Source organism: Synechococcus sp. W60.1 (assembly GCF_047461575.1).
In the GTDB taxonomy this organism is placed as follows: Bacteria; Cyanobacteriota; Cyanobacteriia; order Thermostichales; family Thermostichaceae; genus Thermostichus.
The window spans coordinates 1-14097 of sequence record NZ_JANSHL010000002.1 but is presented as its reverse complement, the minus strand read 5'-3'; the positions used below and the strand labels follow the sequence as shown (position 1 = coordinate 14097).

The 14097-nt window shown below is 57.6% G+C and carries 10 protein-coding genes and 1 pseudogene; 5 read left to right on the top strand and 6 right to left on the bottom strand.

Going from position 1 to position 14097, the window contains the following annotated elements:
• Positions 1-389 precede the first annotated feature (389 nt).
• Positions 390-1472 (bottom strand): ABC transporter substrate-binding protein, encoded by a 1083-nt coding sequence (locus NW805_RS02105; protein ID WP_414421499.1) that lies wholly within the window; start codon positions 1470-1472, stop codon positions 390-392.
• A 320-nt stretch (positions 1473-1792) separates the two neighbouring features.
• Between NW805_RS02105 and argS the strand changes: the two genes are divergently transcribed.
• Positions 1793-3589 carry an arginine--tRNA ligase gene (gene argS / locus NW805_RS02100; RefSeq protein WP_011433538.1) on the top strand — a complete coding sequence of 599 codons (1797 nt, stop codon included), beginning with the start codon at positions 1793-1795 and terminating at the stop codon, positions 3587-3589.
• 283 nt (positions 3590-3872) lie between these two features.
• On the opposite strand, the gene NW805_RS02095 is transcribed toward argS, so the two are convergent.
• The gene (locus NW805_RS02095) at positions 3873-4238 is read right to left on the bottom strand and encodes a hypothetical protein (RefSeq protein WP_011433539.1); all 366 of its coding nucleotides are present in this window, start codon (positions 4236-4238) and stop codon (positions 3873-3875) included.
• A 37-nt stretch (positions 4239-4275) separates the two neighbouring features.
• Positions 4276-5952, bottom strand: a complete 1677-nt coding sequence (locus NW805_RS02090) for a hypothetical protein (protein WP_414381722.1) — start codon at positions 5950-5952, stop codon at positions 4276-4278.
• Between the two features lie 306 nt (positions 5953-6258).
• Here NW805_RS02090 and NW805_RS02085 point away from each other — a divergent pair, with 306 nt between their 5' ends.
• On the top strand, positions 6259-7275 hold the full coding sequence (locus NW805_RS02085) for a LysR substrate-binding domain-containing protein (protein WP_414421694.1): 1017 nt from the start codon (positions 6259-6261) through the stop codon (positions 7273-7275).
• Here the strand turns inward: NW805_RS02085 and NW805_RS02080 are convergent.
• Positions 7169-9553: a hypothetical protein gene (locus NW805_RS02080; protein WP_414421498.1), complete on the bottom strand. Its 2385-nt coding sequence runs from the start codon at positions 9551-9553 to the stop codon at positions 7169-7171. The genes NW805_RS02085 and NW805_RS02080 overlap by 107 nt on opposite strands.
• Before the next feature lie 129 nt (positions 9554-9682).
• Between NW805_RS02080 and NW805_RS02075 the strand changes: the two genes are divergently transcribed.
• The 3 genes from NW805_RS02075 to NW805_RS02065 all read left to right on the top strand — a co-directional run bounded on the left by NW805_RS02075 (position 9683) and on the right by NW805_RS02065 (position 12950).
• Positions 9683-11260, top strand: coding sequence for a cryptochrome/photolyase family protein (locus NW805_RS02075; RefSeq protein WP_414421497.1), 1578 nt, complete (start codon positions 9683-9685; stop codon positions 11258-11260).
• Between the two features lie 75 nt (positions 11261-11335).
• On the top strand, positions 11336-11878 hold the full coding sequence (gene nrdR / locus NW805_RS02070) for a transcriptional regulator NrdR (RefSeq protein ID WP_414421496.1): 543 nt from the start codon (positions 11336-11338) through the stop codon (positions 11876-11878).
• Positions 11879-12131: 253 nt separating this feature from the next.
• A complete protein-coding gene (locus NW805_RS02065; RefSeq protein ID WP_414421495.1) occupies positions 12132-12950 on the top strand; it encodes a hypothetical protein in 819 nt (272 codons plus the stop codon).
• A gap of 210 nt (positions 12951-13160) precedes the next feature.
• On the opposite strand, the gene NW805_RS02060 is transcribed toward NW805_RS02065, so the two are convergent.
• A complete protein-coding gene (locus tag NW805_RS02060; protein ID WP_041436618.1) occupies positions 13161-13382 on the bottom strand; it encodes an amidohydrolase family protein in 222 nt (73 codons plus the stop codon).
• A gap of 21 nt (positions 13383-13403) precedes the next feature.
• Positions 13404-13909, bottom strand: a pseudogene (locus NW805_RS02055) (amidohydrolase family protein); the annotation flags it as partial.
• Positions 13910-14097: the final 188 nt, after the last annotated feature.

The window sequence follows — 14097 nt, the reverse complement described above, 5'->3', positions numbered from 1 at the left end:
TATCTCGACTTCAAGCACCCCTAAGCTACTCTTCCCAATACATCTGTTTCTCAGGTTTGATTTCATTGACATGCTCCCCATGCCCAAAGGCAGGGGCCTTACGGCGTTCTTGGGTAACCCTAAACAAAGTTCGAGACACTCCCCTACTGCTCCATGCCGCTTCCGGTCTCCCATCCACCAACGCGAACAGGTCTCCCGTCGGCCTCTTTCAGGAGCAGGCTGGGATCCCTGCCACGAAAAGCTTTGGGGATACTTCGCGGATGAGGGATCCAATAAGGACGCAGACCGCACCTGCAGCCAGAAATAGCCTCCCAGCAAGCAGGATAAGTTGGCCTGCACCGGCAAGCCAATAGACAGAGGCTTCAAAATCGTTGCTGGCCTAACCCAGATTATCCAATCATCCGCTCAGACTTGGGTGGGAGCAGACTTCCATCAAACACTTGCTCTAGAGAGGGCTTAGTGGGCAAGCCAAAGCCATCCACCACCTGAGCAATCGAGGTTTCCATACGAGCAGGCACTACATCCCCCAAACCAATTTGTCGCACCTCATCGGTAACAAACAGGCGCGGCATTGCCAGGGTAAGGCGCAATTTCTCAATTGCCGTATCCAGCACTTGTCCGTCGGCCTTGGCTTTGTCCAGAAGGGCCAACATATTGCCATCGGTATCACGAATAGTGTCTTGCCAACCCTTGACATAGGCCCGCAAGAAAGCTTTGAATTGCTCAGGCTTCTCACGCAGCAATTGCACACGGGTGATGACGGCATTGCCATACAGCTCAAGGCCGTGGTCGTTGTAAAGGAAGGGAACAATATCTTCCAGCTTGACCCCGCCCCGCACCAAATTGGGCATGGCCGAGGTCATAAAGCCGCTGATTGCATCCACCCGACCTTGGATGAGGAAAGGTTCGCGCAACTGTGGCTCCATGGTCAGCCACTCCACCGACCCCGGATCGATGCCGACTTGCTTGGCAAAGACCGGCCAGAGCCGACGCGGCGCATCCCCTGCTGGCGCTCCCAGCTTCTTGCCCGCCAGTTGGGCAGGCTTCGTGATGCCCTTGCCTTTCAGGGTGTAGATGCCGAAGGGAGAGCGGTTGTAGAGGATATAGATTGCCACCAAGGGCACATCTGGGTTTTTGGCATTGAACTCAATCATGGAGTAGGGATCCCCTTCCCCCAGGTCGTACTGGCCAGCGGCAATCTTGGTGATGGAATCGGCGGAGCCATAGCCGCGCTCGTAGGTGACCTCCAGCCCCTCTTCGGCGAAGTAGCCCTTCAAGATCGCCGTTACAAGGGGGGTATCCATCGAAGAGAGCAACCAAGAGAGGGTAAACTTCAGGGGCGTCAGTCCCTGGGAAACCAGAAGCGGCCCGCGGCTCTGAGCCCTCGCCTTTAGCCCTCCAACGGCAACCCAAGAGGCAGCCGCAGCAGCAGATTGAAGGAATTGACGACGCGACGATTTCGGGATGGACATACTAGTAAACTCCACAGCAGCTGTCTCAGCAGAAATCCGCAAGCGGGAAGGCGAGCATTACCGCCAAACAACTTAGCAAAGCAGAGTTAAACTTTTGTATTCGGTGATACTTTGTACCCAAAAGCTTGGCCTAAAGCTCTGTCCCGTCAATTTGTCAGAGCCATCTTCGCAAAGCAGGCGAGCAAAAGCAAAGTTTGGCTGGAGGAGCATCTATTCTTTTGTCAGATTTTGTCAGAGCCGGTTGGCTGTCGATATGATGATGCTTTTACTGCCCCAGGCATCCCTGGAACCTCTCTCGACGTCTGCCGACACGAACAGCCATGGCCACTCAACCCGTATCCACCTCGCTGATTCGGTTTCTCACCGCCGCCGTAGCCGAGAGCATTCGACGGGCCTCAGAGGCGGGGCAACTGGGATCCCTGGCTCCCCAGCAAGCCACAGCGATTGCCCCCGTGATCCAGATCCCCAGCGACCCTCGCTACGGCGATTACGCCTGTCCCACCCCCCTGGGCATGGCCAAGCTCTGCCGCCTAGCACCGGCCCAGATCGCCCAAACCCTGCAAAAACACTTGGATCTGCCGGACATCGAAACTCAGGTGGCGGGAGGAGGGTATCTCAACTTCCGGCTGGGGGATCCCTTTTTGGCCAAGCGCTTGCAAGAGCTGCTGCATCTGGGAGAAAACTTCGGCAAAACAGCCATTCCCCATCCTGAGCGCATTCTGCTGGAGTTTGTCTCCGCCAACCCGACGGGGCCTTTGCACGTCGGCCATGGGCGCTGGGCTGCCGTTGGCTCTACGTTGGCCAACTTGCTGCACTGGACGGGCCACCAGGTGGAGCGGGAGTTTTACATCAACGATGCCGGCAACCAGATGCGGCTCTTAGGCCAGTCTCTGGAGGTGCGGGTGCGGCAACTGCAGGGGGAAGAGGTGGCTCTGCCCGAAGATGCCTACCATGGCAGTTACTTGGTCGATATTGCCCGGCGGCTGTTGGGTCAGGTCAAGGCCGGGATCCGCCCTCTGCCCACCACCCTAGAGGAGTACACCGATTTTGCCTATGGGGAAATGCTGGCCTGGCAAAAGCAGACCCTGCAACAACTACGCACCGAGTTTGATCACTGGTTTAGCGAGCGCCGCCTGCACACCCCCGATCCCCAGACAGGCCTGAGCGCCATCCAGCAAGCTTTGCAGGAGCTGCAAGAGCGCGGCTTTCTCTACAAAGCCAAAGCGCCGCGGGGTGAGGATCCCAAGCCAGGGGCCGAAGAGGCCGTCTATTTCAAAACCCAAGAATTTGGCGACGACAAGGATCGGGTGGTGCAAAAGGCCGATGGTTCGTTCACTTATCTAGCCGCCGATATTGCCTACCACCGGGATAAAGTGCAGCGGGGATATCACCGGCTGATCAACATTCTTGGCTCGGATCACCATGGCTATATCGGCCGCTTAAAGGCGGCGGTGGGTGCCTTCAGCCCAGATGTCAAGCTGGAAATCTTGATTGGACAATTTGTCAAATTGTTCAAAACCGACCCGCAAACCGGTGAGAAAACCGAAGTGCGCATGTCCAAGCGCACCGGCAACTTTGTCTCACTCAATGACCTGATCGAAGATCCAGAAATTGGCGTGGGGGTCGATGCAGCCCGCTGGTTTTTGCTTAGCAGCAGCATGGACAGCCCCATCAACTTCGATTTGGATTTGGCCGTCAAGCAAACTTTCGATAACCCGGTCGTGTATGTTCACTACAGCCATGCCCGCTGTTGCACTCTGCTGCGGCGGCTACAGGAAGAAGAAAAGGTTGAACTGACCAACAAAGTCCCTTTGACGGAGCAACAAAAACTGCCCTACAAAGAGCCAGAAGAGCGGGCCCTGCTGCTGCGCTTGTTGGCCTTGCCGGATGAGCTGATCGCCGCTGCCGAAGAGCGCGCTCCCCACAAGATCATCCGCTATGCAGAAGCCATCGCCGCCGATTTCAACAAGTTTTACGACAACTGCCGTATTTTGCCGCTCTTGAAAGAGGATCCCCTTTTGGCCCAAGCCCGCATCCAATTGGTGCAGGCCACGCAGCAGGTTTTGTTTAACGTCCTCACCGGCATTCTCGGCCTGAGCGCGCCGGAGTCTATGTGATTTACGAAGGAGTGCCGTAAGGCCCCCAGCTCACGCTCTGGGCGGAAGCCAGCTATAGCGGTCGCGAGTAGGTCAATTGCAATAAACCGTTCCACAACGCATAGTCATTTATCTCACCGTCAAGGTGAAACAAACGACCGGTTGCTTCCTGCTAAGGCCTCTGGCCCGCTAGCGCGATCAGTTGAAATAGATGGTAATAAAAACCACGACTGCTATCAGCCCCTTTGATTCCGGTAACGCCGATCCCCGTCTCGATGAGGGAGAGGAGATAGGGCTCAAGCGCCTAAGTTTCGACTCTGTGGGCGCGCAAGAGCAAGTTGGTTCCCAAGTCCTCTTGGGCTGCCCAAAAGGCGCAAATCCACCACGAAACCTCGTCTTGGCGATAAATGCCACAGGTGAAAGGATAAGGTTGCAAAATATTCGCCATCTGCGCTAAGGCCGGAACTTCCGCCATGTAGTCGGCCCACACTTGGGGATCCAAGGCTTCGTAGGTGAAATCGGAAGGAAAGAATGTGCAACTGGATTCCAGGCTGGGCCGGTTGGTCAGCAACAATTGAGCAGGATCTGAGGATTCACAGCCCAAGCGATCCCCGATCTGAAAGGTCAGTTGAAACAGGCGGTTAATCAGATCAAATTGCTCAGGGCTCATAAGTTCAGAATTCCTAACTTTCAGATTGGGATGGGCGTTAGAGTTGACAGGTGCGACGGCTGCGCTCCAGCTCCGGCTCGATCCAGGAGAGGGCGAAGTGACTCACACAGGGCAACTGCGGGAAGCGGCGGGCCAGCTCTGCTGTTTGGGTTTCCAGGCTGGGGCGTTGCCGCTGGGCTTGTCCCCATAGACCGGCAATGGCCGGGCAGACAAAGGTTTGGGGAGAGGCCACAGCCAGGACCTGCTCCACCTGCTGCGCCACACAGGAGCTATCCTCGCACTTGGCATAGGCCATTGGGTGCCATTCCATACCCGGATCAAAGCGGTCCCAGGGTTGCAGACGAGCGTCAAACCCTTCTCCTACTGCTTGGTTGCCTTCTGGGAAGAAGACAGCCCCCACCGGGATCCCCAGCCTCTGGGCGGGTTGGGCGGCCTGCTGTAGATAATCGAGAACGCCGTAGCGGGCAAACTCGACGCTCAGCTGCCAAAGCTGCTGCTGCCAACGTTCTTGGCGAACGGCGGCGCTGGGGGTGGGGGAAGGGGCAGGAGTTGGTGCTGCTGCCTCAGAACTGGAATCCGCCGGTTTCTCCAGACTCTCTGGTAAATCTTTTGCAGAGGAAAGCTGATCCCCCTGCCAATTCCTGCTGGCCATGTCTTGGGCAGCCCAGTCCAGTAACTCTGGGGAAAGCGCCCATTTCTCGGTCGGGCTGGGCCAGGGATCCCCTGGCTGCCGCCACCTGGGCTCTTCGGCATAGGTGGCATCCAGATGGAGAACATCTGCCACTGCAATGTAGCCCTGGCTTAGGTAGCGCTCCAGCAATGCCCGACCCGCCGGGTTTTCTGCCAAATTGAGGTAGGCTTTCCGGGCGGCCTCTCCATGAATCCACAAGTCTCGGACGGTGGCTGCCACGCTGGATCCCCCTGAGCCACGCGGATAGCGAATGTAGTCGAAAAGGATCCCATCTGGCTGTCGCTGTAGAATGCGGCGGACCAACTCGGCAAAATCCCGCCGTGCCAGGGGATGAAAGGGATCCACAAACACCTCATCCGGGCTGCCCAAATCTTCCCCAAGGGCTGTTGCCGGATCCAGAACAGTGGTTATGCCACGACCGTTGCGGGCCAGGGCCACCTGTCGATCGGGCCGTTGTCCGTAGCTGTAGCCGAAATTGAGGGAAAACACCCAAGCATAAGCAGACAAACCGCGGCGTCGCGCCGCCTTCAGAGCCAGATCCAACAAGTCGGCGTTGGGCTGTAAGCTGGGCCAGATCCCCCCTGCGCCATCCGGCAAAATGGAGCGACCATCGTAAAAGGTCTCGATAAAAACGCGGTTGTAGCCCAGGTTCACTACTTGGTCGAATACCTGATCCAACACGCCCGGATTGGCATCACAAGGGTGCAGACGTACCCAAATGGCCTGGATCTGGGGCCAGCGTTGGCTGCGGCAGGCGATCAAGGCAGCGCCATGTTCGGCCAAAACTTGGGTGTACTCGGCCCAAGCAGCATTCGACTGGGCAGCCTGCTGGCGCAGTTGAGCCTTGCGCGCTACCTCCTCGGGCGGCTGTCGGCAGTAGGCGTCGAGCCGAGCAGCCAAGTGGGATCCCCTCTGTTCCGCACTGTCTACGGAACCAGAGCTGGGGAAAAGGGAATGGCCGGGCCACAAGAACTGAGCCTGGGCCGTGATTCCGGATCCCAGCAACATCAGCGCGCCCAGCACACCCGCAAGCCAGCGGCTCCCTTTGTTTTTTGGCAGTCTTAGCACTCTCAACCTCCACGAGAATGTCTGCGATCGTACTCTTCTCCTGCCCAGAGAGCGGCTATTGAAAAAAAACAGCCGCCCGTGCCCACACCGGCGCAATCCCTTGGTCGATCTCTACCTTAAGTCCGAGTGGTAGGGGGTTGCTCTTCGGTTTTGCCCCTTTCGCCACTGTGACCGTTAGCCAGGTTCTCCTAGGGATCTCGCCAAAAGGCATAGATTAGCGCTTATGATTTAGTAGTAAACCTTTAGCTTTTCTTGATGTCCATGAAGGCCATTACCTTGCATCAACTGCAAATCTTCGAGGTTGCCGCCCGCCACCTGAGCTTTACCCGCGCTGCAGAAGAGCTCTACCTGACCCAACCCACGATTTCCATGCAGATCAAGCAATTGAGCAAAGCCGTGGGGTTACCGTTGTTTGAACAGGTGGGCAAGCGGCTGTATCTCACCGAAGCGGGGCAAGCTTTACACCAAACCTGCGAGAAGATTTTTGAACAATTGAATCAATTCGAGATGACCCTTGCCGACCTGAAGGGGTTAAAGCAGGGACGGCTGAGCATTGGAGTAGTCACCACTGCCAAATACTTTATTCCCCGTCTTCTGGGGCCATTTTGTCAGCAGTATCCCGGCATTGACGTAGCTCTTAAGGTGCTCAACCGCCAGCAGGTTTTGGAGCGGATGAGCAACAACATGGACGATCTCTACGTGATGGGGATGCCGCCAGAAGATCTGGACGTGGTGGCACAACCTTTTCTGGAAAATCCTTTGGTGGTGATGGCCTCTATTCATCATCCCCTGGTGGGCCAAAAGGGGATCCCTCTGGCGCGCATTGCCCAAGAACCTTTTTTGGCCCGTGAGTCTGGCTCTGGCACCCGCATGGCTGTAGAGCGGCTTTTTGAGAAGCATAACCTAAAGCTCAACATTCGCATGGAGATAGGCAGCAGCGAAGCTATCCGCCAAGGCATTTTGGGTGGATTGGGCATTTCGGTTTTGTCTCAGCATGTGTTGGCCTTGGGGGGGTGGCAGCATCATCTGGCTATTTTGGATGTGGAAGAGTTTCCCATTCGGGGGTTCTGGTATTTGGTCTATTTGCGCTCTAAACGTCTTTCGGTGGTGGCCAAAGCTTTTGCCGACTTTCTTCTTTCCCAGGTTTCGCAAATGGAGCTGGACTTTGTGGCTAAAGAGCAGCACAAATCCAATTCAAATCCCAATCCAAATCCGCTTTCCGGCAAAGAGGCCGAACTGCAGCCGAAAGCTCCTGTCGCAGCCCTTGGACACCCCTAAACTCATGGGTGAAAAATACTCGCAAAAACCCTAGGTAAGCCCGCGCCCACGCGTCCTCTGGATCCAGCTCGACGATCTGTTGAAAATGCAACTGAGCTGCTTCTGGTTGTAACAGCACCGCCAACAGCAAGCCCAGTTGGTAGTGGCTCTGGATTTGCTGGCTCAGTTGGCCTTGGGCAGCAGCCTGTTGCCATTCCCTCTCCAGCAATTGCCGTACCAGGATGCGATCTGGATCCGTCAAAAAAGTCGGGTATTGCAGGGTTGTCCAGGCATTGAGATAAAGGGAGAGGGCCTGCAGATCCCCAGCGGCAGCAGCTCTGGCCGCCTCGCGGAGAGGAAACAAGGGATCCGTTACAAGGAAGGGGCCTTCCTTCGGGAAGCTCGACAGGGATCCTCTCCAGGATTGGTGTAGGGAATGGCGGATCCCTTTGGGCGACTGCCATTCCAGGTGGAGAAGGCCACCTCTTGGGAAGTCGGTTGTGGGCAGCGTCAAGATCTCTTCCACCAGCCAGCCGCCTGTTGAGTTGAGCTGCAGGCGATTCTGCCCCAGCACCCAGGCCCGCTTCTCCAAAACCCGTCCTTGCCCGTCTTCCAGCCGCGCCCAGACCAGCGTTTGGGCCAAGTTCTGAGCTGGGCCTTGCCAGCGTAACTTCCAGGCGGGGATCCCCAGCTCCAACAGCGCCTCAACCTCCACCAGCTCCACCTCCTCAGCTTCAAGAGGCCACTTCTGTACCGTCACCTTTGAAAAGCGAGGGAAGTAAGTGTGCGGCCGACCCACCGTAGGCAACTCCACCGCCGGCTCTTGTCGCCAGTCTGGGCTGCTGCGCAGGTGCTGCCGGATCTGCTCCTTAGTCGGGCCATAAGGGCCAATAATTCCCTGTTCCCCTTCGGCATCCACAAACCCATCCAGCAAGGATAGCTCCAGCTCCGGCCAGGGGGTTTGCCCGGCAGCGCGGAACGTGACCGGCCAGCGCTGGAGAGCTGCTAAGTAGGTGAGGGTTTCGGAAGAGATCAGCTCTGTATTGGGGAGAACTCCCAGCGTGGTGGTCAAACCTGGCTGGATCAAGGATTGGATCCACTGGGTCAGCTCCTGCGTGGGGTGCTGCCCCTGCCAGCGCATCTGGATCCCCGTCCACAGAGGGGCCACCCCTGGGGTGAGGGGCCGACCCAAATTGGCCAAGGCCAAGCAGCCCAGAACTAGCCCTGCACAGACTCCCCTTTGCAAAGCCCACGCACCCCAGCGTTCCTCCAACCACCGGCAAGCCTTTTGGATCCCGCCTGCTGATAACACCGCCAAGAGGGGCAGCAAAGGTAGGGTAAAGCGCACATCTTTGATATCCACCAGGGTGTAGAGAAGGTAGCCGGAACCGTAGGTGGCCCACAAAACTGCCTCTCGCCTGTCCAGGGATCCCCACCCGCTCAGCAGCGGCAGCCCACACAAAAAAGGGCTCATCTGCAGGGGCAGAAAGCGCAAGTAGGTGGTCCACCAGCACAGGGATCCCGCTGGGCAAGTGATGTAGTAGTGGGCAGTCTCGGCGTAAGCCCAGCCATTGCTGAGCACAAACAGCCAATTGGCCCCATACCAGGGCCAGCACAAAAGCAGCATCACACCCATCCCCAAGGCCAAGTGGGCCAGCCGCGCCGGCCAAGGGATCCTCTTGCCTGGCAACAGCGGGATCCCCAGCAAAGGCAGCAGCAAAAACAGCACCCCTGTCCACTTGGTGAGCAGCACCGCCGCCACCCCCGCCCCCACCCCCACCGCCCCCCACCAGGAAGGCTTCTCCCCATAGGCCCACAGCGCCCAAAACGCCAGCGTCACCGCCACCACCAGCGGCAACTCCAACATGTACACGTGGGCCAAAGCCGTGATCCCCGGATAGAGGAGCAGCAGCGCCGCCGCCAGCCAGCCCACTTCCCAGGAGCGATAGACCCGCTGTCCCAGCCGCTGGGTTGCCAGAACCAGAACCCCCAGCAACACCAAGTTGAGCAACTGCCCGTCCGCCCGGCTGAAGGGATGCAGAGCCGCCAAGGGGATCCCCAGCCAATAGGCCAAAGGGGGGTAGCGCTGGTTCAAATGCAAAAACTGCTGCCCCCACAGCCCATCCCAGCGAAACCGTCCCAGGTGAAGCCCAAAAGCCTGCGCCTGCAGCAGATGCTGCGCCTCATCCCACGCCGGCGGCAAGGGATCCGTCCAATTCCAGATCACCAGCAGCAGCAGGGCCACCATCCCCAGCCCGGCCCACCACCGCAGGCAAGGGATCCCTGTCTGCCGCATCATCCTCTCTCCTCAGCTGTCCCGCCGAGATTCAGCAAACATTTGGGTGCCACCTGGCCTTGCCCCCCAGAGCTAAACTCAACCTGTGTCATTCTCAGCGCTCCTCCCATAGACCGAGAGCTTCAGCATCCCATGATCGCTCCATCCGCCGGCCCAGAAGGGGTTTGGATCCTTGCGGATCAACTCCACCCACAGCAATCCGCCCTCGCTTCCCTCTCGACCCTATCCCCAGACCGAGTTCCCGTCATTCTCATCGAATCTCACCGGTGGGCCAGCTCCCGCAACCACCACCAGCAGAAATTGGTGCTGGTCTGGTCGGCCATGCGCCACTTTGCCCAAGAACTGCAACAGCGGGGCTACCCAGTCACCTACGTGGAAGCCGACAGCTATGCCGAGCCCCTGCAAACCTGGGCCAAGCAACATCAACTGCAGCAGATCCGCCTCATGCAGCCCGCCGATATTCCCATCCGGGAGGAGGTGGAAAATCTGAGATCCACCCTCCCCTGCCCCCTCTTGGTTGTGGAAAACAACCACTTCCTCTGGAGTACTCGTCAATTTATCGACTGGGCCTCAGGTCGCAAGCGCCTGCTCCTGGAAGACTTTTACCGCGAAGGGCGCAAACGCTTTCGCATTCTCATGGACGGCCCCAAGCCCCTGGGGGGGCGCTGGAACTACGACCGGGAGAATCGCCATCCTCCCAAACCCGGAATGCGCTACCCCCAGCCCCTCACCTTCCCCCCCGACGCCATCACCCAGGCCGTGATCACAAAAGTTAAGCAACACTACGGCCATCACTTCGGATCCTTAGAAGGATTTGGCTGGGCCGTCACCCGCGCCCAAGCCCTGCAAGTGCTTGATCATTTCATTCACGAGCGCCTGCCCCACTTCGGCCCCTGGCAAGACGCCATGCAAACTGGGGAAGACTTCCTTTTCCACTCGCTGCTTTCTCCCTACCTCAACTTGGGCCTGCTCACCCCCCACGAAGTCATTGCCGCCGCCGAACGGGCTTACTATCAGGGTGGGATCCCCCTGCCCTCCGCCGAAGGCTTCATCCGCCAGATCCTGGGCTGGCGGGAGTACATGCGCGGCTTCTACGAATACCAAATGCCCAACGGCTATGCCCAGAACAACTTTTTTGGCCACCAGCGACCCCTGCCAGAGTTTTTTTGGACGGGCAAAACCGACATGGCCTGTCTGCAGCACACCCTGGATCAAATTCGCCGTCATGGTTATGCCCACCACATCCAGCGGCTAATGGTGCTCAGCAATTTCGCCCTCATCAGTGGCATTCAGCCCCAGGCAGTAGAAGCGTGGTTTCAGGATGTGTTTATCGACAGCTACGACTGGGTGATGCAGCCCAACGTCATCGGCATGGGCCTTTTTGCCGATGGGGGCATGCTCTCCACCAAACCCTATGCCGCCTCTGCTCAGTACATCCGCAAAATGAGTGACTACTGCCGCCATTGCCGCTACAATCCCAGCGAAAAGGTTGGCAAACAAGCCTGCCCCATCAATACGTTGTATTGGGACTTCCTGTTGCGTCAGCGATCCCTCTTAGCCCCCTTGGGCAGAATGAAATGGGTATTGATCCATTTGGATCGCATGGAACCGGAGCTGAAGGCCCAGATCCAGGCGCAAGCCGCTGCTTGGTGGGATCCCTTGCAATCTGCACTCGACGAACAGAGTCCATCTCATTTGCAATCTGTCTAAGCACCAGAAGATTAAGCATCCGGTAAAATTGAGGCACCCTCCTACCCACCTGTCGCTTTGTAAGGACTGCAAGCCATGAAATGTCCCCGCTGCAGCAAACAAGAAATCCGAGTTTTGGAATCTCGTTCGGCAGAAGGTGGCCAGAGTGTGCGGCGGCGGCGAGAATGCATGTCCTGTGGCTACCGCTTCACCACCTATGAGCGCATCGAGTTCATGCCCATCATGGTCATTAAACGGGATGGATCCCGCGAAAGTTTCAACCGCAACAAGATCCTGCAAGGGGTGATGCGTGCCTGCCAAAAAACCCCCGTCACCGTCAGACAGATGGAAGAGCTGGTCAATGAGATCGAAGAAAAACTGCAATTGGAAGATGCCCAAGAGGTAACCAGCCTGCGCATCGGCGAGATGGTGCTGGAGCGCCTGCAACACCTAAGTGAGGTGGCCTACGTGCGCTTTGCCTCCGTTTATCGCCAGTTTCAGGGTATAAAAGACTTTGTCAATGAGCTGGAACAGTTGGAACCACCTCTGCGACGGGATCTGGAGCGGCTGCTGCAGGACTCCTCTGCCCCAAATTCCGAATCTCCTGGTTCTCCAGACTTGGTGGGAGAGTATTCGTGACGTGGGAACGACAGCGCAACCTGGGAGCAGCGGAGAAGTGGCGCTTGTGGGCCGGAAAAATTACTGTGAAGGGAGCGCCCATTCCAAAGGCTTAGCGGTATGCTTGGGGTAGTAATTGCGGCTTACACTAACGCTAGAGCTGCACGCCTTTAGATTGCCGGTGTTCAGCACTATCCTTGGAGATCCCTGATATCTTGGATCCCTCTGTGTCAAGCTGTCCCAGCCCCCTGTCCTTCCGAGTCGATCCCAATTTATGCAATACGATTTTCGGGGTTCTAACCCCTCTGGCGCTCGCAACAGCAACGGTAACCCCGGTGGTTTGCCCCGCAGTGGCTTTCGCTCCCCTGCCGCAATGGAGACCGGGCCAGGGGTGGTGCCGATTCAGGTGTATCAACAAGTGGCCGAAGAGTTGGAGTCTGCCCGTCAGCAGGTAAGCCTGCTTTCCTCGGAAAACCAGCACCTGCGCGCTCTGCATCAGCAGTTGTCTGGAGAGCTCGCTGCCATCACCCGAGAGTTCCAGGGGCAATTGGGCCACACCCTGAAGCGCCTGCAGCAAATCAGCCTACGGCTTGCTGACGCAAATGGCCAGGCTGCCCAAGTTGCTGCAGCTTCTGAAGCCTCTTTCCAACAGAACAGCCCGACTGCCAATCCCGGCCAACCGGAAGCCCCTCCCAGCTACGATTTTTTGAATCGCCTCAAGCGCCGACAGGCCCGCAACGAGACCCCCTCCTTCTCATCCAACGGCTTTGCCCCGTCCTCCTTTGATTCCCTTCGCCACCCTTCCACCCACACCTCTGCCGAGCCCTACCCCCGCACTGGCTACCAGGTTCCTTCCCTGGACGAGTTGATGCAGGATAGGGGCGGCCCGGATCCCTATCTCGGCGAGGCAGACTCCTCAGCCTATTCCACCGGCATTTATCAGCGGGTACGGGAGCAACATCACGGATCCCAGGGCTCTGCCGTACTTTGGATGGCCGCTGCAGTCGTCTTAGTCATTGGATCGTTTGGGTTGGGATTTGTAGCCGTACAGCCGTTTTTGCGCAACAACCCACCGCCCGTGCAAGCACCCTGAGAGCTATTCACAGGATGCTCCAAAAGCCCGCTGGCGGGGTTAGGATGCCCCCAATGCGCTCCGCACCACTGACGAATGACCAGGGGTTATATCTGTGATCCAGGCTGTCGCTGCTCCTCTGACGCCTAACACATTCTTCGAGCATATGCCCGACGAGGGCCGCTTTGAGCTGTGCAATAGAGTCACGGTCAAAATGCAGCCCACAGGTTCTCACAAGCAGGTGGCAAGCTTTTTGGCATAGCGGTTAGCGGTGCCCACGCGCAAATCCAGCAAGATCAAATCCGCTTTTTTGCCCACCTCCAAGCTGCCGATTTCCCCTTCCAGACCCAGACAGGCGGCACTGCCTTGTGTAGCCATCCACAAAGCCTGTTGCGCCGGCAGAGCAGCTCCATCCCCCGATCCCAACCGCTGCAGAAACACCGCCAACCGCATCTCCTCGATTCGATTTCTTCAGCCCCCACATGCACACAGTGGGCGGCCAAGGTCTGAGCACTCAGGGATCCCCAGCGTTTCAAACACTGCACCGGGGTCAATCCATAGCGAGCCTGTAGAGTTTCCACTCCCCGGCGAGTTTCCGCCAAGTGGGTGTGCAGCCCCACTCCATACCTTTGGGCTAGAGCGGATCCCTGGACAAAACTCTCAGGATGGCCAGAATAAGGAGCATGGAACCTGACCCAGATGTAAATTTGCCCCTCCCCGCGTCCATGCCAAACCTGGATCAAAGCCTCCGTGTCCGCCAGGGATTCTCCCACTCCCCTCGGTTCGTCGATCACCTGTGGGCTGAGGATCCCTCGTAACCCCGACTGCAAGCTCACTGCTGCTGCTAGATGTCGATAGATGCCAAGAGTAACTACGGATAGGGATCGTGAAGTTGGATTACATCCCCCCCTCTCCCATGCCGTACACGAAGACCGCTCTGGCAGAACGAGCCAACTGGTGTAGAGCAGGTAACATGGCAAGCTAATGGTCGACAAAACTGTTACCTCACTAGCTTGCCTTCACCCAATGGTGTCAGCTTTCAGGTAGAGAGGCTTGACGGAAGCCAACCCCCCTATTGATTGGGTTCCTCTTGATTGGGATAGGGTGGTGGGCCTGGCACCGAGCTAGGTTGCCAGCAGGTCGCCCTGCCAGTAGGTTCGCCGCTGAT

Bases quoted from the DNA above. Each gene is read 5' to 3' on its own strand.
- NW805_RS02105 (WP_414421499.1), bottom strand. From the start codon at position 1,472: ATGTCCATCCCGAAATCGTCGCGTCGTCAATTCCTTCAATCTGCTGCT.
- argS (WP_011433538.1), top strand. From the start codon at position 1,793: ATGGCCACTCAACCCGTATCCACCTCGCTGATTCGGTTTCTCACCGCC.
- NW805_RS02095 (WP_011433539.1), bottom strand. From the start codon at position 4,238: ATGAGCCCTGAGCAATTTGATCTGATTAACCGCCTGTTTCAACTGACC.
- NW805_RS02085 (WP_414421694.1), top strand. From the start codon at position 6,259: ATGAAGGCCATTACCTTGCATCAACTGCAAATCTTCGAGGTTGCCGCC.
- NW805_RS02080 (WP_414421498.1), bottom strand. From the start codon at position 9,553: ATGATGCGGCAGACAGGGATCCCTTGCCTGCGGTGGTGGGCCGGGCTG.
- NW805_RS02075 (WP_414421497.1), top strand. From the start codon at position 9,683: ATGATCGCTCCATCCGCCGGCCCAGAAGGGGTTTGGATCCTTGCGGAT.
- nrdR (WP_414421496.1), top strand. From the start codon at position 11,336: ATGAAATGTCCCCGCTGCAGCAAACAAGAAATCCGAGTTTTGGAATCT.
- NW805_RS02065 (WP_414421495.1), top strand. From the start codon at position 12,132: ATGCAATACGATTTTCGGGGTTCTAACCCCTCTGGCGCTCGCAACAGC.
- NW805_RS02060 (WP_041436618.1), bottom strand. From the start codon at position 13,382: ATGCGGTTGGCGGTGTTTCTGCAGCGGTTGGGATCGGGGGATGGAGCT.